General features: G+C 72.5%; 16 protein-coding genes. 11 read left to right on the forward strand and 5 right to left on the reverse strand.

What is annotated here, in order from left to right; all coding sequences use genetic code 11:
• Nucleotides 1–419: 419 nt before the first annotated feature.
• On the forward strand, nt 420–1,325 hold the full coding sequence (locus tag LIV37_RS28370) for a DUF3027 domain-containing protein (RefSeq protein ID WP_020870521.1): 906 nt from the start codon (nt 420–422) through the stop codon (nt 1,323–1,325).
• Nucleotides 1,326–2,147: 822 nt separating this feature from the next.
• Nucleotides 2,148–5,792 carry a sacsin N-terminal ATP-binding-like domain-containing protein gene (locus tag LIV37_RS28375; protein WP_214663870.1) on the forward strand — a complete coding sequence of 1,215 codons (3,645 nt, stop codon included), beginning with the start codon at nt 2,148–2,150 and terminating at the stop codon, nt 5,790–5,792.
• A gap of 131 nt (nt 5,793–5,923) precedes the next feature.
• Here the strand turns inward: LIV37_RS28375 and LIV37_RS28380 are convergent, their stop codons facing one another.
• Both LIV37_RS28380 and LIV37_RS28385 read right to left on the reverse strand, forming a co-directional pair.
• On the reverse strand, nt 5,924–6,742 hold the full coding sequence (locus LIV37_RS28380) for an SAM-dependent methyltransferase (RefSeq protein WP_020870522.1): 819 nt from the start codon (nt 6,740–6,742) through the stop codon (nt 5,924–5,926).
• Between the two features lie 380 nt (nt 6,743–7,122).
• Entirely contained in the window at nt 7,123–7,404 is a 282-nt protein-coding gene (locus tag LIV37_RS28385; RefSeq protein WP_020870523.1) for a DUF2530 domain-containing protein, read from the reverse strand.
• 202 nt (nt 7,405–7,606) lie between these two features.
• Between LIV37_RS28385 and LIV37_RS28390 the strand changes: the two genes are divergently transcribed.
• The 4 genes from LIV37_RS28390 to thpR all read left to right on the forward strand — a co-directional run bounded on the left by LIV37_RS28390 (nt 7,607) and on the right by thpR (nt 12,472).
• On the forward strand, nt 7,607–9,073 hold the full coding sequence (locus tag LIV37_RS28390) for an NCS2 family permease (RefSeq protein WP_020870524.1): 1,467 nt from the start codon (nt 7,607–7,609) through the stop codon (nt 9,071–9,073).
• 399 nt (nt 9,074–9,472) lie between these two features.
• Nucleotides 9,473–9,934, forward strand: a complete 462-nt coding sequence (locus tag LIV37_RS28395; protein ID WP_020870525.1) for a MarR family winged helix-turn-helix transcriptional regulator — start codon at nt 9,473–9,475, stop codon at nt 9,932–9,934.
• A 247-nt stretch (nt 9,935–10,181) separates the two neighbouring features.
• The gene (locus LIV37_RS28400; RefSeq protein ID WP_243146285.1) at nt 10,182–11,531 is read left to right on the forward strand and encodes an MFS transporter; all 1,350 of its coding nucleotides are present in this window, start codon (nt 10,182–10,184) and stop codon (nt 11,529–11,531) included.
• Between the two features lie 281 nt (nt 11,532–11,812).
• Nucleotides 11,813–12,472, forward strand: a complete 660-nt coding sequence (thpR, locus tag LIV37_RS28405) for an RNA 2',3'-cyclic phosphodiesterase (RefSeq protein ID WP_020870527.1) — start codon at nt 11,813–11,815, stop codon at nt 12,470–12,472.
• 162 nt (nt 12,473–12,634) lie between these two features.
• Here thpR and LIV37_RS28410 read toward each other — a convergent pair whose 3' ends face one another.
• Both LIV37_RS28410 and LIV37_RS28415 read right to left on the reverse strand, forming a co-directional pair.
• A complete protein-coding gene (locus LIV37_RS28410; RefSeq protein WP_020870529.1) occupies nt 12,635–13,630 on the reverse strand; it encodes an aldo/keto reductase in 996 nt (331 codons plus the stop codon).
• Nucleotides 13,631–13,876: 246 nt separating this feature from the next.
• The gene (locus LIV37_RS28415) at nt 13,877–14,428 is read right to left on the reverse strand and encodes a hypothetical protein (protein ID WP_020870530.1); all 552 of its coding nucleotides are present in this window, start codon (nt 14,426–14,428) and stop codon (nt 13,877–13,879) included.
• 320 nt (nt 14,429–14,748) lie between these two features.
• Here LIV37_RS28415 and LIV37_RS28420 point away from each other — a divergent pair, with 320 nt between their 5' ends.
• A complete protein-coding gene (locus LIV37_RS28420; RefSeq protein WP_020870531.1) occupies nt 14,749–15,753 on the forward strand; it encodes a membrane protein in 1,005 nt (334 codons plus the stop codon).
• Nucleotides 15,754–15,938: 185 nt separating this feature from the next.
• On the opposite strand, the gene serC is transcribed toward LIV37_RS28420, so the two are convergent.
• Nucleotides 15,939–17,057: a phosphoserine transaminase gene (gene serC / locus LIV37_RS28425; RefSeq protein WP_020870532.1), complete on the reverse strand. Its 1,119-nt coding sequence runs from the start codon at nt 17,055–17,057 to the stop codon at nt 15,939–15,941.
• A 291-nt stretch (nt 17,058–17,348) separates the two neighbouring features.
• On the opposite strand from serC, the gene LIV37_RS28430 reads away from it, so the two are divergent.
• From LIV37_RS28430 to LIV37_RS28445, 4 genes are all read left to right on the forward strand, one after another.
• Entirely contained in the window at nt 17,349–20,219 is a 2,871-nt protein-coding gene (locus LIV37_RS28430) for an FAD-binding and (Fe-S)-binding domain-containing protein (RefSeq protein ID WP_121825216.1), read from the forward strand.
• A 270-nt stretch (nt 20,220–20,489) separates the two neighbouring features.
• Nucleotides 20,490–21,371, forward strand: coding sequence for a TIGR03084 family metal-binding protein (locus LIV37_RS28435; RefSeq protein ID WP_020870534.1), 882 nt, complete (start codon nt 20,490–20,492; stop codon nt 21,369–21,371).
• 298 nt (nt 21,372–21,669) lie between these two features.
• A complete protein-coding gene (locus LIV37_RS28440; protein WP_243146284.1) occupies nt 21,670–23,553 on the forward strand; it encodes an acyclic terpene utilization AtuA family protein in 1,884 nt (627 codons plus the stop codon).
• A gap of 211 nt (nt 23,554–23,764) precedes the next feature.
• On the forward strand, nt 23,765–25,363 hold the full coding sequence (locus LIV37_RS28445; RefSeq protein ID WP_121825215.1) for an acyl-CoA carboxylase subunit beta: 1,599 nt from the start codon (nt 23,765–23,767) through the stop codon (nt 25,361–25,363).
• Nucleotides 25,364–25,472: the final 109 nt, after the last annotated feature.

Raw genomic sequence — 25,472 nt, forward strand, 5'->3', positions numbered from 1 at the left:
TGACCATGGTGCAGCCCAAGCGGCCGAAGCGTCAGACCTTCGACGGCTTTCCGGATGGCGGCGCCGTCGGCGGAGACCGGTAACACCCCGCTGTCCAGCGGAAATGCGCTTTCGCGGGGGCGGGCGGGGAGGGGGCGTACGGCGCCGTGGCGGGAGGTGAGGATGAGACGGGGGTAGGGCCGGTGCGGCCGGACAAGGTAGCGTGCGTAACCGCGCCACCGAGGGTCGTTCCTGGCCGTGTGCCGAGTAGCCATCCCGCAGAATGGGACGTACAAGGTGCGCCCGAAGGCCGGATGGGCGCGGACGTCGACGCGGCCCCATGGTCCGCTCCGTCCGCGGTCCCGCGACGGCCGTACGGCTGGCGCACCAGGTCAGACGGCTGCGACGGCGTGGAAGAGAGAATCGATCCTGTGAGTGCGATGCGAAGCCGTACCCCCGACCGCCTGTGCGCCGAGGCGGTCGAACTCGCCCGCGAGGCGGCCGTGGAAGCCGCCCGTCCGGGGCAGGTGGGCGAGTATCTGGGCGCTGTCGCCGACGGCGACCGCGTGGTCACGCATCTCTTCGAGAGCCCCGAGCCGGGCTATCGCGGCTGGCGCTGGGCGGTCACGGTGACCCGCGCCTCCCGCGCGAAGGCCGTCACCCTGGACGAGACGGTGCTGCTCCCCGGGCCCGACGCGCTGCTCGCGCCGGAGTGGGTGCCCTGGAGCGAGCGGCTGCGCCCCGGTGACATGGGGCCGGGCGATCTGCTCCCCACCGAGGCCGAGGACCTGCGCCTGGAACCCGGCTACTCGGGCGAGGACGCCCCGCCGCCCAACTCCGCGGTCTCGGAGGAGATGCAACAGCTCGCGGCGGTGGAGGAGGCCGATGTGACGGCCGGCGCCCCCGCGGCACAGACCGCCACGCCCGCGACCGGTTCGATCGCGGCCGTCGCCGAGGAACTGGGCATGCGCCGCGCCCGGGTGCTGTCCCGCTACGGCCTCCACGTCGCGGCCGACCGCTGGGACGAGGCGTACGGCCCCAAGACCCCCATGGCGCAGGCGGCCCCCGGCACCTGCGCGAGCTGCGGCTTCCTGGTGGCCCTCGGCGGCTCGCTGGGGCAGGCGTTCGGAGTCTGCGCGAACGAGTTCAGCCCGGCGGACGGCCGAGTCGTCTCCCTCTCCTACGGCTGCGGCGCCCACTCCGAGGCCGCCGTCATGCCCAAGCCCCCCCGCCCGGCCGAACCCGTGGTCGACGAAACCGTCGTCGAACCCCTCCCCCTCCACCCGGACCGCACGAGCGGCTCCGTCGAGCCGGACACACCCCCAGAGGAACTCGGCCACAGCTGAGGCACCCTACGGGGCTCGCCTCGCGCCGCCCCGGCCAAGCCGCTGCATAACGCCGTCCTGGCCGGGCTGCTACGTACCGCCGTCCTGGCCGGGCTGCTACGTACCGCCGTCCCGGCCGGGCTGCTACGTACCGCCGTCCTGGCCGGGCTGCTACGTACCGCCGTCCCGGCCAGGCCGCTACGTAACGCCGCCCCTGGCTGCGTTGCCTGGGGCCCGCCGCTACGGAACGCCGCCCCTGGCCCCGCCACTGCGCAACGGCGGCCCCGGGGCCCGTCACTGCACGACGGCGGCGCCGGGGCCGCCGCCCGGTGCGTGCTCGCCGCGATGGCGGCCGCGCGCTCCCGCCTCGGCGGAGGCGCGTGTTCCAGCGCGCCGCTGCGCCGGGGCCCCGGCCCTCCGGCAGCTGCGGCCCCGCCGAGTGACGGCCGCCTGCCCTGGCTGGGGTCCGGCCGGGGCCGCCCGGGGCCGTCCAGGGATCCCGGGGCGGCAGCCACGACCGCCCCCGGGATCCCGGCCACGGCCGCACCCCGGGTGCCCACCACCGCGGCGTGGAGGGAGCGGCTCCGGCCCGTATGCCGTGCGGGGACCCGGTGGGGCGGGCTCCGTGGGGTTCAAGGTGAGGGGGAGAATCCGGTTGTGTGGGGCCCGGGGCGTCGTTTGGGGGCGGATAGCGGTACGTTCGCGGCTAGCAAGGGCGGCACGTCAGGGAACGGCGAGCGCGGTGGGGTGATCCGCACCGCGGGGGACTCGGCGGTGTGGCGCCGTGGCGCAGGACGGACCCCGACCAGGAACTTCCGGAGGCGAGACGTGAGCAGCACGGCGATGGTGCGAGGCGCGACCGAGGACGCGGACCCGTTCGGGACCGCGCGGCTGCGGCGCGGCGTGCTGGACGCCTGGGCCGCGTCGCCCGCCCGGTTCCGGGAGGACGCCAACGCCGAGGAGGATCTGGCGCTGGGTGGCCACCGGGACCGGCTGGTCGTCGAGATGGCCCAGAACGCGGCGGACGCCGCCGCCCGCGCCGGGGTCCCCGGGCGGCTGCGGCTGACCCTGCGGCCGGCCACCGACGGCGAGCCCGCCGTGCTGGCCGTCGCCAACACCGGGGCGCCGCTGGACGCGGCGGGTGTCGAGTCGCTGTCCACCCTGCGGGCGTCGGCGAAGCGGGACGAGCCGGAGAGCGCGGTCGGGCGGTTCGGCGTTGGCTTCGCGGCGGTGCTCGCGGTGAGCGACGAGCCCGCGGTCGTGGGCCGTACCGGCGGCGTGCGCTGGTCGCTGGCCGAGGCGCGGGAGCTGACCCAGCGCGCCGCCGCCGCAGCCGGCGGCCCCGGCCTCGCCGAGGAGCTGCGCCGCCGCGACGGCCACGTCCCGCTGCTGCGGCTGCCGCTGCCCGCCGAGGGGAGCGCCCCGGACGGCTACGACACCGTCGTGGTGCTGCCGCTGCGCGACGGCGCCGCTTGGGACGTGGCGGAGCGGCTGCTGGCCGGGATCGACGACGCGCTGCTGCTCACCCTCCCCGGCCTGGCCGAGGTCGTGGTCGAGACCGTCGAGGGCACCCGGACGCTGCGCCGTCGCCAGGACGGCCCGTACACCGTCGTCGAGGACAGCGGCGCCCGCGGTACGAGGCGCTGGCGCACCGAGAGCGTCGGCGGGCGGCTGGAGCCGGAGCTGCTGGCCGGCCGCCCGGTGGAGGAGCGGCTGCGTCCGGTGTGGTCGGTGACCTGGGCGGTTCCGGTGGACGCGGAGGGCGCGCCGACGCGGCCCGCGACCGCCCCGGTCGTCCACGCCCCGACGCCGACCGACGAGCCGCTGGGCATGCCCGCGCTGCTGATCGCGTCCTTCCCGCTGGAGCCCACCCGCCGCCACACCGCCCCCGGTCCGCTCACGGACTTCCTGCTGGACCGCGCGGCCGAGGCGTACGCGACGCTGCTGCGCGACTGGCATCCGGTCTCGGTCGGCTCGATCGACCTGGTCCCGGGCCAGCTGGGCCGGGGCGAGCTGGACGGGGAGCTGCGCCAGCGGGTGCTGGAGCGGCTGCCGAGGGTGCCGTTCCTGCCCAGCGCCGCCGCCCCGGCGGTGGGAGTGGGCACGGAGGACGCGGCCGTGGCCGAGGCCGTGGCGGGCTGGCTCGGCTCGCCGGAGGCGCTCGGCCCGGACGCCGCCCAGGGCGGCCCCGCGGCGGGGGAGCCGGTTGCCGCCCCGTCCGCGCCCGCCCCGGCCGACTGGGACGACGACGTGCTGGCGCGCGGCGGCGCCGAGGGCGAGCCGTACGCGCTGCGGCCCCGGGACGCCGAGATCGTCGAGGGCGCGGGCGCGGAGACGGTGGAGGTGCTGGCCGAGCTGTTCCCGACGCTGCTGCCCGCGGGTCTTGAGCGCCGCTCGGAGCTGCGGGTGCTGGGCGTGGCCCGGGTGCCGCTGGGCGAGCTCATCGACCGGCTCGCGGGGGTGGAACGCGCCCCGGCCTGGTGGCGGCGGCTGTACGACTCGCTGGGCGGCATCGACCCGGACCGGCTCAGCGGACTGCCGGTGCCGCTGGCGGACGGCCGGACGACGATCGGGCCCCGGCAGGTACTGCTGCCGCTGCCGGGCGAGGCCGACGGCGACCTGGACAGCCTGCACGGCCTGGACAGCGGCGGCGAGCTGCACGGCCTGGACAGCATCGGAACCGCCGAGTCCGCCCGAACCGCCGAGTCCGCCCGAACCGCCGGGTCTGCCGGGTCCGCCATGACCACCGAGCCCCCCGAGCCCGCCGAGCCCGCCGGAATCGCCGGAACCCCCGGGCCCGTCGGAACCCACGGACCCGCCGGAACCTCCGAGTCCGCCGGAATCGCCGAGTCCGCCGCGCCCGCGCGGACCCCCGAGCGCGGCGCCGCGGTCAGCGATACGCATCGCACCCTCGCCCGCCTCGGCCTGAAAGTTGCACATCCGGACGCCGCCCATCCGCTGCTGGAGAAGCTGGGCGCGACCCCCGCCACGCCCCGCGCCGTGCTGACGACCCCGCAGGTGCGGACCGCCGTCGCGCATTCGCTGGAGGGGGAGGACGAGTACGACCCGTTCGCGGCGGAGGGCGAGGGCGGCCTGGGCGCGGCGCTGGACGCCGACACGCTGGCCGACACCGTCCTGGGCCTGGTCCAGCAGGCCCGGCTGGCACCCGGCGACGAGCCGTGGCTGGCCGCGCTCGCCCTCCCGGACGAGGACGGTGAGCTGGCCCCGGCCGGTGAGCTGGTCCTCCCCGGCAGCGCCTTCGAGCAGGTGATGCGGGAGGGCGAACTGGCCGCGTGCGACGCCGAGCTGGCCGAGCGCTGGGGTGAGCAGCCGCTCGCCGCGGTCGGTGTGCTGGCGGGCTTCACGCTGGTCAGGGCCGCCGATGTGGTGCTGGACCCGGATGAACTGGAGCCGCGCGAGGGCGACTACACCGAACCGGATGACGTGGGTGTGCTGGACGCCGTCGACGTGTGGTGCGAGGACGTGCTGGACCGGCTGCCGGAGACGCCGGTGCCGCCGGTGGCCACCGAGATCGTGGCCGTACGCGACCTGGACCTGGTCGACGACGACGCCTGGCCGCGGGCGCTCACCATGCTCGCCCAGCCGCCGCTGCGCGACGCGCTGACCGCGCCGGTGCGGGTGCTGCTGCCGGACGGCACGACGGAGATCGTGCGCTCGTACACCGCGTGGTGGCTGCGCGGCCATCCGGTACTGGACGGCCGCCGCCCCGCCGGGCTGCGCGCGGCCGGGGGCGATCCGCTGCTGGCCGGGCTGTACGAGGCGGTGGACGCGGCCGGGTTCGAGGACGAGCAGGTGCTGCGGGCGCTGGGCGTACGGACCTCCGTCGCCGCGCTGCTGGACGAGCCGGGCGGCGCCGCCGAGCTGCTGGCCCGCCTCTCCGACCCGGACCGCGAGGTGACCCCCGCCCAGCTGCACGCCATCTACGGGCAGCTGGCCGACCTGGAGCCCGAGCAGGTCACCCTGCCGGACGAGCTGCGCGCCGTCGTGGACGGTGAGCCGACGGTGGTCGACGCCGGCGAGGCGATGGTCGCGGACGCCCCGGACCTGATGCCGCTGGCCGAGGCGGACGGCCGGGCGCTGCTGCCCGTACGGCCCACGCGGGCGGCGGAGCTGGCTGAGCTGTTCCAGGTGCGGCGGCTGAGCGAGGCGTACCGGGCGCGGGTGATCTCACAGGGCGATCCGCACGAGGTGCCCGAGGCGGTCCGCGAACTCCTCCCGGGCGCGCCGCTGTCGTACATCGAGCACGAGGAGCTGCTGATCGAGGGCTCGGGTGATGGCGAGGGCACGGGGGAGATCGAGCTGGACTGGCGGTATGTGGACGGCACCCTGCACGCCTCGACGGTCGAGGGCGTCGCGGCCGGTCTGTCCTGGGCCGCAGGCCACTGGGCGCGCCGGTTCGAGGTGGCGGCCCTGCTGGAGGATCTGACCCGTACGGAGGAGCTGGCGCGGGCCCGCTGGTTCGACTGACGGACGCGCGCGTACGGGGTGTGCGCGGGCCTTGCCCCGGGGCAAGGCCCGTTCCTCGGGGTGAGGCCCGTTCCTCGGGGCAAGGCGCGTCCCCGGGGCAAGGCGCGTCCTCGGGGCAAGGCCCGTCCCGGTCAGGGCTTGCGTGCCACGCCCGCGAAGATCCACAGCTCCTTGGCCTCCGCCTCGGCCCTGGCCTGCTCGTTCTCGGGCTTCCAGCGGTGCGGCATCACCACGCCCGGATCGATCAGCTCCAGCCCGTCGAAGAACGGAAGGATCTCTTCCTGGGTGCGTCCCTGCACATGGATGCCGCTGCTGCGGTAGAGGTTGGTAACCGCGTCCGAGACCCCGGGGCGGGGGTCGAGCGCACCGTGCGAGAGCACGAGATAGCTGCCCGAGGCCAAGGGCTCGACCAGTTGGCGCACGATCTCGTACGGCTTCTGCTCGTCCGCGATGAAGTGCATGATCGCATTCAGCGACAGGGCGACCGGTTGGGACAGATCGAGGGTGTCGTTCAGATCCTCGGCGGCCAGGATCCCCTCCGGATCGCTGACGTCCGCGTGGATGTAGGCGGTGCGGCCCTCGGGCGTGGAGAGCAACAGCGCCTGTGCGTAGGCCAGCACTATCGGGTCGTTGTCCGCGTAGACGACCCGGGAGTCCGGGGCGGTCTTCTGGGCGACCTGGTGGAGGTTGGGCTCGGTGGGGATGCCGGTGCCGATGTCCAGGAACTGCCGTATGCCCGCCTCGCCCGCGAGCCAGCGGGTCGCGCGGTGCATGAATGACCGGTTGGCACGGGTCCACGGCTTGACGTCGGGCCAGACGGCCTCGACCTGTTCGGCGGCGTGGGTGTCGACCGCGTAGTGGGTCTTGCCGCCCAGGAAGTAGTCATACATGCGGGCCGAGTGCGGCTTGCTGGTGTCGATTTCATCGGCACGAAAGCGGTTACCGGTCATATCCCTCACATTACTGGTGAGTTGGCGACCACAAGACGGTAGTTCCCGAACAAAGTGCCCGTCGTGAGGCTTCCGCAACATTGTGAACGGCCCGTGAAGATCGTACAGTTGGCCCATCCGGCTCCGCCCGCGCGTCCCCGCGGCGGAGCCCTCATCTTTCTGTGCGCACCACGGACGGGTGAGCGGGTGCGTCACGAGGAGGGGAGCGCGCCCGCGCACCAGGCCAGGGCGCCGGGCCGCTGCCGGGAACGGCGGACGTCGGACGGCCCGGCGCCGCGCCGTCGCGGGTGCCGCATTGTGCGCGCTCGGGGGCGCGTCAGCCGTTCTGCGTGTCGGCTGTTCTGGGCGTCGGCCGTTCTGTGGGTCGGCTGTTCTGCGCGTCAGCCGTTCTGCGCGTCAGCCGTCCGTGCGTCGCCGTTTCGCGAGTCGCGGCGGATCGCCGCCTCCCGGGCCCGTACGTACCAGACGCCGAGCAGTCCGAGGCCGCCGCCGGCCAGGCAGGTCCACAGCCACCACAGATGTCCGTGCTCGTGGAACCAGCCGTAGAAGGGCAGCTGGGCAAGGAAGAGGACGAACCACACGATCGTGCCGCCGGTGATCGTGGCCACGACATTGCCCTCAAGGGGCTCCGGCGCCTCGTGCTTGGGGGTCCACTTCGTCATGGCCACAGCTTAAGGGGGCCGGTCATGGGCCCGGCCGGGGTCGTGCCGGACCTCACAGAGGCCTCATAGGAGGACTCGTCGGGACCGGTTTGGCGATCGGACCTTGATAGTTTCATACTGAATACTTCTGGGTCTGAGTGGAATGTCTCGTTCGATCGTCCAAAGGGCCCGCCGTTGATGTTCACGCACACTGAGGTCCTTCATGTCCCCCTCGGCCACCGCGCCGGTCGACGCCAGTAAGCAGGCTCCGACTCCCCCCGCCAACGGCATCGACAAGTTCTTCAAGATCAGCGAGCGTGGTTCCTCGATCTCCCGGGAGATCCGGGGCGGACTGGCCACGTTCTTTGCGATGGCCTACATCGTCGTACTGAACCCGATCATCCTCGGGGCCGGTACGGACAAGTTCGGGCATCAGCTCAACAACGGCCAGCTGGTCACCGCCACCGCCCTGATCGCGGGCCTGACCACGCTGCTCATGGGGATCATCGGCAACGTCCCCATCGCGCTCGCCGCCGGACTCGGCATCAACGCCGTGGTCTCGCTCCAGCTCGCGCCCAAGATGAGCTGGCCGGACGCGATGGGCATGGTGGTGCTCGCGGGCCTGGTGCTGATGATCCTCGTCGCCTCGGGGCTGCGGCAGCGGGTGATGGACGCGATCCCATCCGGGCTGCGGCGGGCGATCGCGATCGGCATCGGTCTCTTCATCGCCCTGATCGGTCTGGTCGACTCCGGCTTCGTCAGCCGTAACCCCGACTCCGCGCACACCACCGTCCCCCTCGGCCTGGGCGTGGCCGGGCGGCTGCAGGGCTGGCCGGTGCTGGTCTTCGTGGCCGGTCTCGCGCTCACCTTCATCCTGATCGTCCGCAAGACGCGCGGCGCGATCCTGATCGGCATCGTGACCATGACCGTGGTCGCGATCGTGATCAACTCCCTGGCCCAGATCCCGGACGCCCAGTGGGGGCTGACCATCCCCTCGGTGCCGGAGAAGGTGGTCGACACCCCGGACTTCGGCCTTGTCGGCGATGTCAGCCTCTTCGGCGGCTTCCATGAGGTCGGCCTGCTCACCGGCTGTCTCTTCGTCTTCACCGTGCTGCTGTCCGGCTTCTTCGACGCGATGGGCACGATCATCGGCGTCGGCGAGGAGGCCGGGCTGACCGATGAGCGCGGTCAGCTGCCGGGCATGGGCCGGATCCTGATGATGGACGGCGTCGCGGTCGCGGGCGGCGGCTTCGGCTCGGCCTCGGCCAACACCTGCTTCGTGGAGTCAACGGCGGGCGTCGGGGAAGGCGCGCGCACCGGGCTCGCGAACGTGGTGACCGGCGTGCTCTTCCTGCTCGCGCTGGTCTTCACCCCGCTGGCCAAGGTGGTGCCCTCGCAGGCCGCGACCCCGGCGCTGGTGGTCGTCGGCTTCCTGATCATGGCGGCGAACGTCAAGGAGATCGACTGGAGCGATTCCACGATCGCGATCCCGGCCTTCCTGACCATGATCTCGATGCCGTTCACGTACAGCATCACCAACGGGATCGGGCTGGGCGTCCTCTCGTTCCTGCTGCTGCGCATCGCCACCCGGCGGACCCGGGAGATCCCGTGGCTGCTGGGCGCGGTGGGACTGTGCTTCCTGGTGTACTTCCTGCTCAACCCGATCGAACAGGCACTCGGCGTCTCCTGAGCCGAGCCGGGCGTCTCCTGAGCCGAGCCCGGCCCGGCCTGAGCCGAGTCTGGCCTGGTCCGGCCTGAGCCGAGCCCGGCCCGGCCTGAGCCGAGTCTGGCCTGGTCCGGCCTGAGCCGAGCCCGGCCCGGCCTGAGCCGAGTCTGGCCTGGTCCGGCCTGAGCCGAGCCCGGCCCGGCCTGAGCCGAGTCGTCGTCCAGTCCCTGACGTACGTCATGCCGCCCCGCGCCCTGGCGCATGAGCGTTCCGCACTGAGCGCCCCGGACCCCCGTGGTCCTGGGCGCTCATGCGTGCCGCCGTACGTCACTACCCGGAGTCAACTCACTCGTTCGGGTGAAATAGAAATAAGGGCGCAACCAGGGTTTTCATTAGACGAGGTAATGAGTTATGCTAAAGACCATGCCGGATCTGTCCCGCCCCCAGCACCAGGCGGAGGCGCCGCCCGACGACGCGGCCGCCGTGAGTGCCCTGCGGTCCGGAGTGATGCGTCTGTCGCGGCGGCTCAAGCACCAGCGGGTGGACGAATCGCTCAGCCCGACCGAGATGGCGGTCCTGGGCACGCTGGCCCAGTGCGGCTCCGCCACCCCCGGCGAGCTGGCCCGCAAGGAGCACGTCCAGCCGCCGTCGATGACCCGCATCGTGGCGCTGCTGGAGGCCAAGGGACTGGTCAGGCTCAAGCCGCATCCGGAGGACCGGCGGCAGAAAGTCGTCTCGCCGACCGAGCGGGCAGAGGCCATGCTCGAAGAGAGCCGACGCAAGCGCAACGCCTGGCTGGCCGAGCTGGTCGGGGAGCTGACCGAGGACGAGTGGGACGTGCTGCGCGCCGCCGCGCCCGTGCTGGAGAAGCTCGCGCACATGTAAGAACGAACCCGAGGCAGCCAGGAGGCGAACGCACTTGAGTACGGGACCCGGAGCAGACTCCGCACCCGCACCGAAGAACCCCGCACACCCCGGAAGCCCGGGATCCCCCGGAACCTCCGGACCCCCCGGGACCCCGAGAACCTCCGGAACCCCGGGAATCTCCGGAACCCCTGGTCACCCGGGAACGCCTGGTCACCCGGGAAGCCCCGGAACTCACGGAACCCCCGGAACCCCCGGAACACCGGGAATCTCCGTATCCGACCCCGCACCCGCCGTCGGCGCGGGACGCACGCGGGGCGGCGGGACCTTCCGTTCGCTGAGGATCCGCAACTACCGCCTGTTCGCGACCGGTGCCATGATCTCCAACACCGGCACCTGGATGTCACGGATCGCCCAGGACTGGCTGGTCCTGAGTCTCACCGGCTCCTCCACCGCGGTCGGCATCACCACCGCGCTGCAGTTCCTGCCCATGCTGCTCTTCGGTCTCTACGGCGGGGTCATCGCGGACCGATGTCCCAGGCGCCGGCTGCTGCTCTTCACCCAGACCGCGCTGGGGCTGTGCGGGCTCGCCCTCGCCGCCCTCACCCTCAGCGGGCATGTACAGGTCTGGCACGTCTATCTCATCGCGTTCCTGCTCGGTATGGTCACCGTCGTCGACAACCCGACCCGCCAGGTCTTCGTCAACGAGATGGTCGGCCCCAAGGACCTGCGGAACGCGGTCAGTCTCAACTCCGCGAACTTCCAGTCCGCCCGGCTGATCGGCCCGGCGGTCGCCGGTGTGCTGATCACCGCCGTGGGCAGCGGCTGGGCCTTCCTGATCAACGGAGTCTCCTTCGGCGCCCCGATCATCGGGCTGCTGCTGATGCGCACCAGCGAGCTGCACAAGGTCGAGCGGGCGCCGCGCGGCAAGGGGCAGTTGCGGGAGGGGCTGCGCTATGTGGCCGGGAACCCCGATCTGATCTGGCCGATCGTGCTCGTCGGCTTCATCGGCACCTTCGGCTTCAACTTCCCGATCTGGCTGAGCGCCTTCGCCGACGATGTCTTCCACGCCGGGCCGGGCACGTACGGCCTGCTCAACACCCTGATCGCGATCGGCTCGGTGACGGGTGCGCTGCTCGCCGCCCGGCGGGTGGTGGCCCGGCGGCGGCTGCTGGTCGGGGCCGCGCTGATGTTCGGCGTGCTGGAGATGGTCGCGGCGGCCACCCCGTACTTCTGGCTCTTCGCAGCGCTCATGGTGCCGATCGGGATCTTCAGCCTGACGTTCAACGTGACCGCGAACTCCAGCGTCCAGCTCGCGACGGATCCCGCGATGCGGGGCCGGGTGATGAGCCTGTTCATGATGGTCTTCGTCGGCGGTACGCCGATCGGCGGCCCGCTGGTGGGCTGGGTCACCGACACCTACGGCGCCCGCATCGGCTTCGCCGCGGGCGGTCTGATCTCGGCGGCCGCCGCGGCCGCGGTGGGGCTGATCCTGGTCCGGGCCGGCGGCCTGCGGCTGAAGCTGGACCTGCGCCGGGGCCACCCGCATGTGATCTTCGTGCCGCGCACGCCTGAGACGGAGCCGGAAGAGGAGAAGCCGCTGGCCGCCACGGCCTGAACCCACCAGGCTGCGCACAACTCGGCCCCTCCGGCGTGTGAGGAGCGGGGTCCGGGGCGGAACCCCGGCGAGGTCGGGGCGGAACCCCGGCGAGGTCGGGGCGGAACCCCGGCGAGGTCGGGGCGGAACCCCGGCGAGGGTCGGGGCGGAACCCCGGCGAGGTCGGCGAGGTCGGCGAGGGCGGGGCCAAAGGGGCAGAGCGCCTTCCCGCGCGGCCCGGGCTGAGTTGCCAACCCCCGGAGAGGCTGAGTTCCCAACCTCCGGTGCGGGAGACTGGGCGGATGAGACTCTTCGCCGCCGTGTTGCCGCCGGAGGCGGCCGTCGCCGAGCTGGCCGCGCGGGTCAAGGCGCTCCGGGCGCTGCCGGGGGCGGACGGGCTGCGGTGGACCGAGCGGGAGGGCTGGCACTTCACGCTCGCCTTCTTCGGTGAGGTGGCCGAGGACGTACTGCCCGAGCTGCACACCCGGCTGGCCCGCGCCGCCCATCGGCACCACCCTCATGAGCTGCGACTCGCGGGCGGCGGCCGGTTCGACGACCGGGTGGTGTGGGTGGGCGTCGACGGCGACAGCGAGGCCCTGCGGCGGCTGGCCGACTCCGCCGAGGCGGGGGGCCGCCGGGCCGGGGTCCCGATGGACCGGCACCGCCCGTACCACCCGCATCTGACCATCGCCCGCGCCCGCGCCCGCTCCTCGGGGCACGGCTCCCCGCACCACGGCTCCTCGCACCACGGCTCCTCGCACCACGGCTCCTCGGGGCACGGCTCCCCGCACCACGGCTCCACCACCAGCCTCGCGCCGTACGTGGACGGGCTCATGGACTTCGCGGGCCGGGAGTGGACCGTGGGCGAGCTCAGCCTGGTGCGCAGCCATCCACCCGCCCCGGGCGTCCCCGGGCAGCAGCCGCGCTACGAGGTGGTGGCGGCCTGGCCGCTGGGGCACTGAGCGGTCCGGCTAATCTCGAGGTGTGGACCCCAAGACCAGAAACATGATCATGAGCGGCGCGCTGGTGCTGATTCTCGTCGTCGTCGCCGCGGCGGCCGCCCTCGGAGGCTGAGAAGGAGGGGTGTGAGCCGTGGCCCACACCCCCATGGCTCTCGCGCTCGGCTACCAGGCGAACGCCTCCGGTGACGGCCCCGGACCCGGGAAGATCTCGTCCAGCTCCGCCAGCACCTCCTCGCCCAGCTTCAGCTCCGACGCCCGTACCGCCGACGCCAACTGCTCGGCCGTGCGCGGACCCACGATCGGACCGGTGACCCCGGGCCGGGTGAGCAGCCAGGCCAGGGCCGCCTCGCCGGGCTCGATGCCGTGCTTGGCCAGCAGGTCCTCGTACCGCTGGATCTGATCGCGCACCGTCGAGTTCTTCAGCGCGTCGGCGCTGCGTCCGGACGTGCTGCGCGAACCGCCGCCCTCGCGCTCCTTGCGGAGCGCTCCGCCGAGCAGCCCGCCGTGCAGCGGCGACCAGGGGATGATGCCCGCGCCGTAGCCCTGCGCGGCCGGGATGACCTCCATCTCGGCGCGGCGCTCGGCCAGGTTGTACAGGCACTGCTCGCTGACCAGCCCGTACGAGCCACGGCGGGCCGCGGCCTCATTGGCCTGGGCGATGTGCCAGCCCGCGTGGTTGGAGGAGCCCGCGTAGACGATCTTGCCCTGCTGTACGAGGACGTCGATGGCCTGCCAGATCTCGTCCCACGGGGTGGAGCGGTCCACGTGGTGGAACTGGTAGAGGTCGATGTAGTCCGTGCCGAGCCGCTTGAGGCTGGCGTCCACGGCCCGGCGGATGTTCACGGCCGAGAGCTTGTCGCTGTTGGGCCAGGGCTCGCCCTCGGCGGCCATGTTTCCGTACACCTTGGTCGCTAGGACCGTCTTCTCGCGCCGCCCGCCGCCCTTGGCGAACCAGCTCCCGATGATTTCCTCGGTGCGACCCTTGTTCTCGCCCCAGCCGTACACATTGGCGGTGTCGAAGAAGTTGATGCCCGCGTCGAGCGCGGCATCCATGATCGAGTGGCTGTCGGCCTCCTCCGTCTGCGGACCGAAGTTCATGGTGCCGAGGACGATACGGCTGACCTTGAGACCCGTGCGTCCGAGCTGCGTGTACTCCATGAGGATCAGCCAAGCCGTTGGAGTGCGCTCTAATCAAGGGGGGCGGGCCGGGCGTTCGGTCATCGGTGGCGGCAGGGCCCCGGCCGGGAATTCCCCGGGGGAAACCCGAAAGCCCGCTTTTTGGCCCCCCGTGCGGTCAAAAAGCGGGCGTCTTGGGGTTTTGCGGCTCCGGTCGGAATTCAATCGAGCATGATCGCCGGAGATGGCCGCTGAGTTGGGTCGCCGAATGCGACCGGTCTTTTCGGATTACCGGGCGGCGCGGGACTTCATAAAGCCGAGAATGCCGAGGGCCAGGGCCATCAGTGCGCCGACCAGGACCATGTAGAGCCCCGGTCCCGCGGTCATGTCGTACAGCTTCGAGGCCTGGTCCACCGCCTTCTCGGCAACCTCCTTCGACACCCCCTCCTCGTCCGTCAGCTTCTGGACGAGGAGTCGCTCGGGGTCCGCCATGTTGATGACCGCGACAATCGCCATGGCCAGCCCCAGAACGCCGCCGACCAGGTAGAGCGCCGCCTTCTTGGTGGCCATGGCGGCGATGAACAGGATCGCCGCGACCAGGGCGATGATCAGCGTGATGATGCCGTCGCCGTCGATGCCCTTGATGCCCCCGGTGGCGCCCTCGGCGTCGGAGATCACCCAGTTCACCATGGAGCCGACCAGTGCGATGACCGAGCCGACGATCGCGAAGATCGCGATCTTCTTGGACGGCGCTGCCGGTGCCGCACCATGGTTCGGGGCGCCGGCGGAATGTGAGGGCGGTGCGGTTTGCGCATAAGAGGACTGGCTGTATTCGCTCATGAGCTCAGACCGTAAGCGGGGCCTTTCTGTATTGCAATGCCGCCGCCCGCTATGCCGTCAATGACCGATAAATTTCTCGCCGAAATAATCCCCGGATGAGGTCAAATAATCTCGGGGTTATTTCGGGGTGGCCGCCCGCACAAATAATTGACAGACGTTATCTGCCCGTGATCGCGGAAGTCATGCGCGATCACGGAAGTGATGCTGGGCGGAAGACGGAAGGGAGACGGCGCCCAGGCGGAAGCCATGCGTGGCCGGAGGCGGCCCCTCGGCGTGGTTCCGGCGCCGGACGCCTCCGGCGGGATGGCAGGCTTGGGCCCATGCGTCCGCTTCCGTTCGTACTCGGTGCCGCCGCGCTGCTGGCCGTGTCCGCAGCCGCCCCGGCCGCCGCCGACGACTCGTCGTCGCCGTCCCCCTTCACGATCCGGGATTCACGGATCACCGAGTCCAGCGGCCTCGCCGCGAGCCGTCTCCACCCCGGCGTCTACTGGACGCACAACGACAGCTCGGACGGCCCGTACGTATACGCCGTGGACGGCAGGACCGGGAAGACGGTCGCGCGGGTCACCCTGCGCGGTATAGGGGATCCCCGCGATGTGGAAGCGATCTCGATAGGGCCGGACGGCAATATCTACGTCGGCGATGTCGGCGACAACCTGGGCGGTCAGTGGTCCCATGTGTGGATCTACCGCTTCCCGGAGCCGAAGCAGCTGAAGGACACCACCGTCACCGCGACCCAGTTCACCGTCAAGTACCAGGGCGGGCCGCGCAACGCCGAGGCGCTGATGGTCCATCCCAAGACGGGCCGCGTCTACATCGCCAGCAAGAGCGACGAGGACGGCGGGCTGTACGCCGGACCGACCACGCTGAGCCCCTCGGGGGTGAACGTCTTCCAGCGGGTCTCCGACATCGACATGGAGGTCACGGACGGGGCGTTCTCCCCGGACGGCACCCGGCTGGTGCTGCGCGGCTACTTCTCGGCCGCCGAGTACCGCTGGCGGAACGGAAAGCCGACGCGGCTGAAGGAGGAGCCGGGGCTGCCGCTGCAGCGCCAGGGCGAGTCCGTCACCTTCACCCCGGACGGCGGCACCCTCATGTACGGCACCGAGGGCGCGGGCTCCGAGGTGACGCCGGTGGACCTCGGCGGGGAGCTGCTGCCGGACGCCACCGCGAAGGAGCAGAAGAAGAACGGGGAGTACTCCGACCGCGTCGACGGCAAGCTCACCGACGACGACAAGAACGGCAACCTGGTCAAGGCCGGGCTCACCTTCGTCGGCGCGCTGGTGGTCTTCTTCGGCCTGCGCAAGCTCTTCCGCCGGGGCTGACCCCGAAGCTGACCCTGGGGCTGGTGGTCAGCGCACGCGAAGGGGCCCACGGCCGGTGGTCGGCCGCGGGCCCCTTCGCGTGCGGGGGGAGAGTGAGTCCCCTTGCGCTCGGAGTCAGTCCTCCAGGGCCCGAACGGGGCTCGGAGTCAGTCCTCCAGGGCTCGAACGGGGCTCGGAGTCAGTCCTCAGAGGTGCTCGATGACGTAGTCCACGCACGCCGTCAGGGCCTCGACGTCCGCCGGGTCGACGGCCGGGAACATCGCCACCCGCAGCTGGTTGCGGCCCAGCTTGCGGTACGGCTCGGTGTCCACGACGCCGTTGGCCCGCAGCGCCTTGGCGACCGCGGCGGCGTCGATCTCCTCGTTGAAGTCGATCGTGCCGACGACCTGCGACCGCTTGGCCGGGTCGGCCACGAACGGGGTGGCGAACTTGGACTCCTCGGCCCAGCCGTACAGCGTGCGCGAGGAGGTCGCGGTGCGGCGCACCGCCCAGTCCAGACCGCCCTGGCCGTTGATCCACTTCAGCTGGTCGTCGAGCAGGAAGAGCGTCGCCAGCGCCGGGGTGTTGTACGTCTGGTTCTTCAGCGAGTTGTCGATCGCGGTCGGCAGCGAGAAGAACTCGGGGACGTGCCGGCCGGAGGCGTGGATCCGGGCGGCGCGCTCGAGCGCGGCGGGGGAGAAGACGCCGATCCACAGGCCGCCGTCCGCCGCGAAGGACTTCTGCGGCGCGAAGTAGTAGACGTCCGTCTCGGCGATGTCGATCGGCAGACCGCCCGCCCCGGAGGTGGCGTCCACCAGTACCAGCGCGCCCTCGTCGGCGCCGGCCACCCGCTGGATGGGCATGGCGACACCGGTGGAGGTCTCGTTGTGGGTGAAGGCGTAGACGTCCGTGCCGCTCTCGGCGCGCGGCTCCGGGTGGGTGCCGGGGTCGGAGGTGATCACCGTGGGCTCCTCGAGCCACGGCGCCAGCTTCGCCGCCTTGGCGAACTTCGAGGAGAACTCGCCGAAGGACAGGTGCTGCGACTTGGAGTCGATCAGCCCGTGGGTCGCGATGTCCCAGAAGGCGGTGGAGCCGCCGTTGCCCAGGATGACCTCGTACCCCTCCGGGAGTTGGAAGAGCTCGCGCACCCCTTCGCGTACGGTGCCGACCAGGTTCTTGACCGGGGCCTGGCGGTGGGAGGTGCCCAGCAGGGAGCTTCCGGTCGCGGCCAGGGCGCTCAGCGCCTCGGTGCGCACCTTGGAGGGGCCCGAGCCGAAGCGTCCGTCGGCGGGCTTGATGTCATCGGGAATCCGGATCTCAGCCACGAGCCGAAGCCTAATCCGTCGGCCGCCGCGGTCCGACCGACCGTCCAGCGGGTGAGACGGTATGTCCACATCCTGTTGACGGGCGAGGATGTGCCGGTATAGAGGCCCGATCGCGGAACATGGCGGCCTTAAGGCGGCCATACGGGCCATGCGGCGGGCCTTAAGGCGGCCATGCGGCGGGCCATGCGGGCCATACGGCGGGCCATGCGGGCCATGCATGCTGACCCTGAAGCGGCCATGAATCGGAATTGGACATTCTCAATGGCCGCCTCGCCGTGGACCATGGAGGGCATGGCTGATCACCAGGCAGACGAGCTGGAGCAGGCGCTGCGACGAGCCGTTCGCGGGGACGTCTCCTTCGATACGGCGAGCCGGGCGCTGATGACCATGGACGCGTCGAACTACCGGCGGGTCCCCGCCGGGGTCGTCGCGCCCCGCGACGCCGACGATGTGGCGGCGGTGCTGGCCGTGTGCCGGGAGCGCGGGGTGCCGGTGGTCGCGCGCGGCGGCGGGACCTCGATCGCGGGCCAGGCCACCGGGCTCGGCGTCGTCCTCGACTTCACCCGCCATATGCGCGGCATCCTCTCGCTCGACCCCGAGCGGCGCACCGCCGTCGTCCAGCCGGGCGTGATCTGCGACGACCTCCGTACGGCGGCCGGCGCCCATGGGCTGACGTTCGGCCCCGACCCGTCCACCCACAGCCGCTGCACCCTCGGCGGCATGATCGGCAACAACTCCTGCGGCTCCCACTCCGTGGCCTGGGGCACCACCGCCGACAACGTCCACGAGCTGGACGTCCTCACCTACGGCGGGGAGCGGGTGCGCGCCGCCCAGGGCCTCCATGACCTGCCCGCCCGGCTCCGCGACGGCATACGGTCCCTGGCCGGCCAGCATCTGGCCCTGCTGCGCACCGGCTTCCCCGAGCTGCCCCGCCGGATCTCCGGCTACGCCCTGGACGAGCTGCTGCCCGAGAAGAACGCCGACCTCGCCCGCGCCCTCACCGGCAGCGAGGGCACCCTCGGCGTGGTGACCGAGGCGACCGTAAGGCTGGTGGAGGCGCCCGGCGCCCGCGCCCTGGCCGTGCTCGGCTACCCCGACGAGAGCGCGGCGGCCGAGGCCGCGCACACCCTGCTGCCGTACGGTCCGCTGACCGTCGAGGGCATGGCCGCCGACCTGGTCGCCGGGACGACCGGGCTGCCCAAGGGCGGCGCCTGGCTGTTCGTGGAGGTCGGCGGCGCCACCCGCGAGGAGGCCCTCTCCCGCGCCCAGGAGGTGGCCCGCGCCGCCGCCGAGGCCACCACGGACCACACCGTGGTCGCCGACCCGGCCGGACAGCGCGCCCTGTGGCGGGTGCGCGAGGACGCCTCCGGGACCGCCACCCGACTGCGTACTCCGGGTAGGGCGGACGGCAGCGAGGCCTGGCCCGGCTGGGAGGACTGCGCGGTGCCGCCGCCCCGGCTCGGCGCGTATCTGCGCGACTTCCGCGCCCTGATGGCCCAGCACGGGCTGCGCGGCACGCCGTACGGGCACTTCGGGGACGGCTGCATCCACGTCCGTATCGACTTCGACCTGCTGACCGAGCCCGGCATCCGGGTCTTCCGCGCCTTCTCCGCCGACCTCGCCGATCTCGTCGTCGCGCACGGCGGCTCGCTCTCCGGCGAACACGGCGACGGCCTGGCCCGCGCCGAGCTGCTGCCGCGCATGTACGGGACGGAGATGGTCGGCCTCTTCTCCCGCTTCAAGGACCTGTGGGACCCGGAGGGCGGTCTCAACCCCGGCGTCCTGGCCCGCCCGCAGCGCCTGGACCAGAACCTGCGCTTCGATCCGCTGCCGAGGCGGCCGGTGGACGTCGAGTTCGGCTATCCGCACGACAAGGGCGACTTCTCCGCGGCGGTCCGGCGCTGTGTGGGCGTCGCCAAGTGCCGTAACGAGTCGGTGTCCGGCGACGGCGTGATGTGCCCGTCGTACCGCGCCACCGGCGAGGAGAAGCACTCCACGCGCGGCCGCGCCCGGCTGCTGCACGAGATGCTCGCGGGCGAGGTCGTCCAGGACGGCTGGCGCTCGGAGGAGGTACGGGACGCGCTCGACCTGTGCCTGTCCTGCAAGGGCTGCCGCAGCGACTGCCCGGTGGAGGTCGACATGGCCACCTACAAGGCGGAGTTCCTGCACCACCACTACGAGGGGCGGCTGCGCCCCGCGGCCCACTACTCGATGGGCTGGCTCCCGGTGTGGCTGCGCGCGGCGTCCCTCCTGCGGGCGGCCCCGGCGGCCAACGCGCTGGCCGGGGTGAGCCCACTCGCCACCCTGGCCAAACGCCTGGGCGGCATCGCCCCCGAACGCGACATCCCGGAACTGGCCCACGAGCCCTTCACACGGTGGTGGCGCGACCGGGTCCGCGAGGCGGCGCGCGAGACGGGGGCCGGGGCCGGATCGGGATCGGGACGGCCCGAGCGCGGACGGACCGTCGTCCTCTGGCCGGACACCTTCACCAACCATCTCTCCCCGTCCGTCGGCCGGTCGGCGGTCGCCGTGCTGGAGGCGGCCGGGCTGCGGGTGGTCGTCCCGCCGAAACCCGTGTGCTGCGGGCTGACCTGGGTCTCCACCGGCCAGCTCGACCGCGCCCGCACGGTCATGCGGCGCACCCTGGACGTCATGGCCCCGGCCCTGGACGCCGGGCTCCCGGTGGTCGGCCTCGAACCCAGCTGCACCGCCGCCCTCCGCACCGACCTCCCCGAACTCCTCACCACCGACCCGCGCGCCGCGCGCCTCGCCGAGTCCGTCTCGACGTTCGCGCAGACACTGGAGCGGTACGCCCCCGACTGGCAGCCCCCGCGGATCGACCGCCCCGTCGTCGGCCAGACCCACTGCCACCAGCACGCCGTCCTGGGCGACACCGCCGAACGCCGCCTCCGCGAACGCGCCGGCCTCACGGGCACCTTGAGCGGCGGCTGCTGCGGCCTGGCGGGCAACTTCGGCTTCGAGGACGGCCACTACGAGGTCTCGGCGGCCTGTGCCGAGGAGCAACTGCTGCCATCCGTAAGGGCCGCGGAACCCGGCACCGAAGTCCTGGCGGACGGCTACTCCTGCCGCACCCAGCTCACCCAGCTGGCGGGCCAGAAGGGCCGCCACCTGGCCGAGGTGCTGGCGGAACGGCTGCCGTAAGGCGAGCCGGGCGCGGTTGCCGGGGGCTGGTCGGCCGAGCCACACACCTCGGCGACCGTAGGGCTGATCGAGCCGACCAGCCCCACTGTGGGCGTGCCCCGACGGGCCCTCTCAACCGGCTGAATCATGCAAGCGTGCTTGATTGTTTCTCGTCGCGCTGCCACCCTCGCTCGACGAGAGCCCTCGACGCACTCGAAGTACTCGATGAGGGCTGAAGGCTGAGGGCTGGAGAAGGCCGACACCCGACAGACCCGACGACGGGAGCGACGCGTGTCCGAGACGGAGGCTCTGCTCGGCGACCTGCGGGCGGAGGGGGACGAGTTGGACGGCCTGGTGGCCGGGCTCGGGGGCGCGGAGTGGCGGATGGCGACGCCCGCGCCCGGGTGGACCATCGCCCACCAGATCGCCCATCTCGCGTGGACCGACGAGCGGGCCGTACAGGCCGCCGAGGACGCCCAGGGGTTCGCGGACGAGGTGCGCCGGGCGTGGGCCGCGCCGGACGCGTTCGTGGACGAGGGCGCCGAGCGCGGCGCGGCCGCGCCGCCCGAGGTGGTGCTGAGCCGCTGGCGCGAGGGGCGGGAGCGGTTGCTCCGGACGCTGGCCGCGCAGCCGCCGCGCGCCCGGCTGCCCTGGTACGGGCCGCCGATGAGCGTGATGTCGATGGCGACCGCCCGGCTCATGGAGACCTGGGCGCACGGCCAGGACGTCGCCGACGCCCTGGGTGTGCACCGGGCCCCCACCACCCGGCTGCGCCATGTGGCCCGGATCGGCGTCCGGGCGCGGGGCTACGCGTACGCAGCGCGGGGGATGGAGCCGCCGGCCGAGGAGTTCCGGGTCGAACTCACCGCTCCGGACGGCGAGGTGTGGGCGTACGGGCCGGAGGGCGCCGCTCAGCGGGTCACCGGGCCCGCCCTGGACTTCTGTCTGCTGGTGACCCAGCGGGCCCACCGCGACGATCTGGCCCTGCGGGCCGAAGGGCCGGACGCGGACCGCTGGCTGGACATCGCCCAGGCGTTCGCCGGGCCGCCCGGCAAGGGGCGCGCTCCGGGGCAGCGGACGGAGCACTTGGTGGCTGGCGACACCGGAGACGGCCTCGCAAGCCCCGCCCCGCAGAGCGACGTTCCCGGACACCGCCCTGGAGGCGTCTCGTGACCCGTCCGTCCTGCCCTGGAGGCGTCTCGTGATCCGTTCGCTCCGTCCTGGAGGCGTCTCGTGATCCGTCCGTTCCGTCCCGGAGGCGCCTCGTGACCCCTCCGTTCCGTCCTGGAGGCGCCTCGTGACCCCTCCGCGCTGCCCCGGAGGCGCCTCGTGACCCCTCCGTTCCGTCCTGGAGACGTCTCGTGATCCGTCCGCGCTGCCCCGGAGGCGCCTCGTGACCCCTCCGCCCCGGCCCCTCCGTATCGGCAACGCCTCCGGCTTCTACGGCGACCGCTTCGACGCGTTGCGCGAGATGCTCACCGGTGGGCCCCTGGACGTGCTGACCGGTGACTACCTTGCCGAGTTGACCATGCTCATCCTGGGGCGGGACCGCGCCAAGGACCCCGCGCGGGGCTATGCCACGACCTTTATGCGCCAGCTCGAGGACACCCTGGGGCTCGCCATGGAGCGCGGGGTACGGCTCGTCACCAACGCGGGCGGGCTCAACCCGGCCGGGCTGGCGGACGCGATCCGCGAGCTCGCCGGGCGGCTCGGGATCGGCTGCCGGGTGGCCCATGTCGAGGGCGACGACCTCCTCGGCGCCCGCGACTGGGGGCCCGGCGTGGTCACCGCCAACGCGTATCTCGGCGGCGCTGGGATCACGGCCTGTCTGCGCGGTGGCGCGGATGTGGTGGTCACCGGGCGGGTGACGGACGCCGCGCTGGTGACGGGCCCGGCCGCCGCGCACTTCGGATGGGCCGCCGACGACTGGGACGCGCTCGCGGGAGCCGTGGTCGCCGGGCACGTCCTGGAGTGCGGCACCCAGGCGACCGGCGGCAACTACTCCTTCTTCGCCGCACACGACGTCCGGCGCCCCGGCTTCCCCGTCGCCGAGCTTCACCCCGACGGCTCCAGCGTGATCACCAAGCATCCGCACACCGGCGGCGCCGTCACGGTCGGGACCGTCACCGCCCAGCTCCTCTACGAGACGGCGGGCGCCCGCTATCCGGGTCCGGATGTCACCGCCCGGCTGGACTCGGTGCGGCTGGCCCAGGACGGCCCGGACCGGGTGCGCGTCCACGGCGTACGGGGCGAGGCGCCGCCCCGCACCCTCAAGACCGGGCTGACCCGGCTCGCCGGCCACCGCAACGAGGTGGTGTTCGTGCTCACCGGCCTGGACATCGAGGCCAAGGCGGCGCTCGTACGGGACCAGATGGAGGGGGCGATGAGGAAACGCCGCCCCGCCGAGGTCCGCTGGACCCTCTCCCGCACCGACCACCCCGACGCGGCCGTACAGGAGGAGGCGAGCGCACTGCTGCGGCTGGTGGTGCGCGACCGGGACCCGGAAGCGGTAGGCAGGGTGATCAGCGGCGCGGCCGTGGAACTGGCCCTCGCCAGTTACCCCGGCTTCCATGTCACCGCCCCGCCCGGAAAGGGCTCCCCTTACGGCGTCTTCGAGGCCGTGGAGACCCCGGCCGACACCGTGCCGCACACCGCCGTACTGCCGGACGGCTCCCGGCTGTCCGTCCCCCCGGCGCCCGCGTCTGGCACGACCGTTCCCACCGCGTCCGCGTCTGGCACGACCGTTCCCACCGCGTCCGCGCCCACCGCGTCCGCGCCCACCACGCCCGCGCCCACCGCGTCCGCGTCTGCCGTGTCCGCGTCTGGCACGACCGTTCCCACCGCGTCCGTTCCCACCGCGTCCGTTCCCACCGCGTCCGCGCCCACCGCGTCCGCGCCCACCGCGTCCGCGCCCACCGCGTCCGCGCCCACCGCGTCCGCGACCACCGCGTCCGCGCCCACCGCGCCCGCCGCCGGAGGCCCCGTGGACGAGCCTCCGCTGCCGCCCCCGCTGCCGCCGGGCCCGACCCGCCGCGCCCCGCTCGGCGCGGTCGCCGGGGCCCGCAGCGGCGACAAGGGCGGCAGCGCCAACATCGGCGTCTGGGCGCGCGGTGAGGACGCCTGGCGCTGGCTGGCCCACACCCTCACCGTCGACCGGCTGCGGGAACTGCTTCCGGAGACGGCCGAACTGAACGTCACCCGCCATTCGCTGCCCCGGCTGCGGGCCCTGAACTTCGTCGTGGACGGCCTGCTCGGCGAGGGCGTCGCAGCGCAGGCCCGCTTCGACCCCCAGGCCAAGGCCGTCGGCGAATGGCTGCGCTCCCGCCATCTGGACATACCGGAGGTACTGCTTTGAACCCTCCCCCAGCCGAAGCAGAGGGATTCCTGGCTCAGGAAGCCCCGCAGGTCAGCGACCTGAAAGGTCTTACTCCCTCAACACCAGCCGGGACGGAACCTGCCCGGTCGCCCGAAAGCACTGAGTTGCGCTGGCTTGGCTCTCGCTCAGCACGCTGTGCGCGCTTGGTTCTCGCAACGCACAACACGCATTTTACCCGATGGGGGACCAGGTGACCGTGCTCGCGTCCGCGCTCGACCCCGCAGGCGCCGACCACACGGCCCATCGGGAGGCGATGCTCACCAAGCTCGCCGAATTGGAGGGTGAGCACGCCAAGGCGCTCGCCGGGGGCGGTGAGAAATACGTCCAGCGCCATCGCAAACGCGGCAAACTGCTGGTCCGCGAGCGGATCGAGATGCTGCTGGACCCGGACACCCCCTTCCTGGAGCTGTCGCCGCTGGCCGGCTGGGGCAGCGACTATCCGGTGGGGGCCTCGATCGTCACCGGTATCGGGGTGATCTCCGGTGTGGAGTGCCTGATCAGCGCCAACGATCCGACCGTACGCGGCGGGGCCAGCAACCCCTGGACGCTCAAGAAGGCGCTGCGCGCCCATGAGATCGCCCGCGCCAACCGGCTTCCGCTGGTCAGTCTCGTCGAGTCCGCCGGTGCCGATCTCCCCTCCCAGAAGGAGATCTTCATCCCCGGTGGGGCGATGTTCCGGGATCTCACCCGGCTGTCCGCTTCAGGAATCCCCACGATCGCCGTGGTCTTCGGCAACTCCACCGCCGGAGGCGCGTACATCCCCGGGATGTCCGACCACGTGATCATGGTCAAGGAGCGTTCCAAGGTCTTCCTGGGCGGTCCGCCGCTGGTGAAGATGGCCACCGGCGAGGAGAGCGACGACGAGTCGCTGGGCGGCGCCGAGATGCACGCCCGCACCTCCGGGCTCGCCGACTACTTCGCCACCGACGAGCCCGACGCGCTGCGCCAGGCCCGCCGTGTGGTCGCGCGCCTCAACTGGCGCAAGGCGCACTCCGATCCGGGGCCCGCCGAACCGCCGAAGTACGACGCGGAGGAGCTGCTCGGCATCGTTCCGAGCGATCTGAAGGTCCCCTTCGATCCGCGCGAGGTGATCGCCCGGATCGTCGACGGCTCGGACTTCGACGAGTTCAAGCCCCTGTACGGGCGCAGCCTGGCCACCGGCTGGGCCGCGCTGCACGGCTACCCGATCGGGGTCCTGGCCAACGCCCAGGGGGTCTTGTTCAGCGAGGAGTCCCAGAAGGCCGCGCAGTTCATCCAGCTCGCCAACCAGCGCGACATCCCGCTGCTCTTCCTGCACAACACCACCGGCTACATGGTCGGCCGCGACTACGAGCAGGGCGGGATCATCAAGCACGGCGCCATGATGATCAACGCCGTCTCCAACTCCCGCGTCCCCCATCTGTCGGTGCTCATCGGCGCCTCGTACGGCGCCGGTCACTACGGGATGTGCGGCCGGGCGTACGACCCCCGCTTCCTCTTCGCATGGCCCAGCGCCAAGTCCGCCGTGATGGGCCCGCAGCAGCTCGCCGGGGTGATGTCGATCGTCGCCCGGCAGTCCGCCGCCGCCAAGGGGCAGCCGTACGACGAGGAGGCCGACGCCGCGCTGCGCGCCATGGTGGAGCAGCAGATCGAGTCCGAGTCGCTGCCGCTCTTCCTCTCCGGGCGGCTCTACGACGACGGCGTCATCGACCCGCGCGACACCCGCACCGTGCTCGGCCTGTGTCTGTCCGCCCTGCACACCGCGCCGGTCGAGGGCGCGCGCGGTGGCTTCGGCGTCTTCCGGATGTGAGTGAGGAATCCGTGAGCTGTGCCTGTTTGTCCGCTTGTTCGGTCCTCTCGCGTGCCGCGTTGGTGCGGGGTGGGGGCATGGGGGTGAGGAATCCGTGAGCTGTGCCTGT

Source organism: Streptomyces rapamycinicus NRRL 5491 (assembly GCF_024298965.1).
Classification (GTDB): Bacteria; Actinomycetota; Actinomycetes; order Streptomycetales; family Streptomycetaceae; genus Streptomyces; species Streptomyces rapamycinicus.

What these genes read in the sequence shown, in the direction of transcription:
- LIV37_RS28395 (WP_020870525.1), top strand. Translation starts at nt 9,473, where the DNA reads ATGCCGGATCTGTCCCGCCCCCAGCACCAGGCGGAGGCGCCGCCCGAC.
- LIV37_RS28410 (WP_020870529.1), bottom strand. Translation starts at nt 13,630, where the DNA reads ATGGAGTACACGCAGCTCGGACGCACGGGTCTCAAGGTCAGCCGTATC.
- LIV37_RS28390 (WP_020870524.1), top strand. Translation starts at nt 7,607, where the DNA reads ATGTCCCCCTCGGCCACCGCGCCGGTCGACGCCAGTAAGCAGGCTCCG.
- LIV37_RS28430 (WP_121825216.1), top strand. Translation starts at nt 17,349, where the DNA reads ATGGCTGATCACCAGGCAGACGAGCTGGAGCAGGCGCTGCGACGAGCC.
- LIV37_RS28415 (WP_020870530.1), bottom strand. Translation starts at nt 14,428, where the DNA reads ATGAGCGAATACAGCCAGTCCTCTTATGCGCAAACCGCACCGCCCTCA.
- LIV37_RS28440 (WP_243146284.1), top strand. Translation starts at nt 21,670, where the DNA reads ATGCTCACCGGTGGGCCCCTGGACGTGCTGACCGGTGACTACCTTGCC.
- LIV37_RS28370 (WP_020870521.1), top strand. Translation starts at nt 420, where the DNA reads ATGCGAAGCCGTACCCCCGACCGCCTGTGCGCCGAGGCGGTCGAACTC.
- LIV37_RS28385 (WP_020870523.1), bottom strand. Translation starts at nt 7,404, where the DNA reads ATGACGAAGTGGACCCCCAAGCACGAGGCGCCGGAGCCCCTTGAGGGC.
- thpR (WP_020870527.1), top strand. Translation starts at nt 11,813, where the DNA reads ATGAGACTCTTCGCCGCCGTGTTGCCGCCGGAGGCGGCCGTCGCCGAG.
- LIV37_RS28380 (WP_020870522.1), bottom strand. Translation starts at nt 6,742, where the DNA reads ATGACCGGTAACCGCTTTCGTGCCGATGAAATCGACACCAGCAAGCCG.
- LIV37_RS28420 (WP_020870531.1), top strand. Translation starts at nt 14,749, where the DNA reads ATGCGTCCGCTTCCGTTCGTACTCGGTGCCGCCGCGCTGCTGGCCGTG.
- LIV37_RS28375 (WP_214663870.1), top strand. Translation starts at nt 2,148, where the DNA reads ATGGTGCGAGGCGCGACCGAGGACGCGGACCCGTTCGGGACCGCGCGG.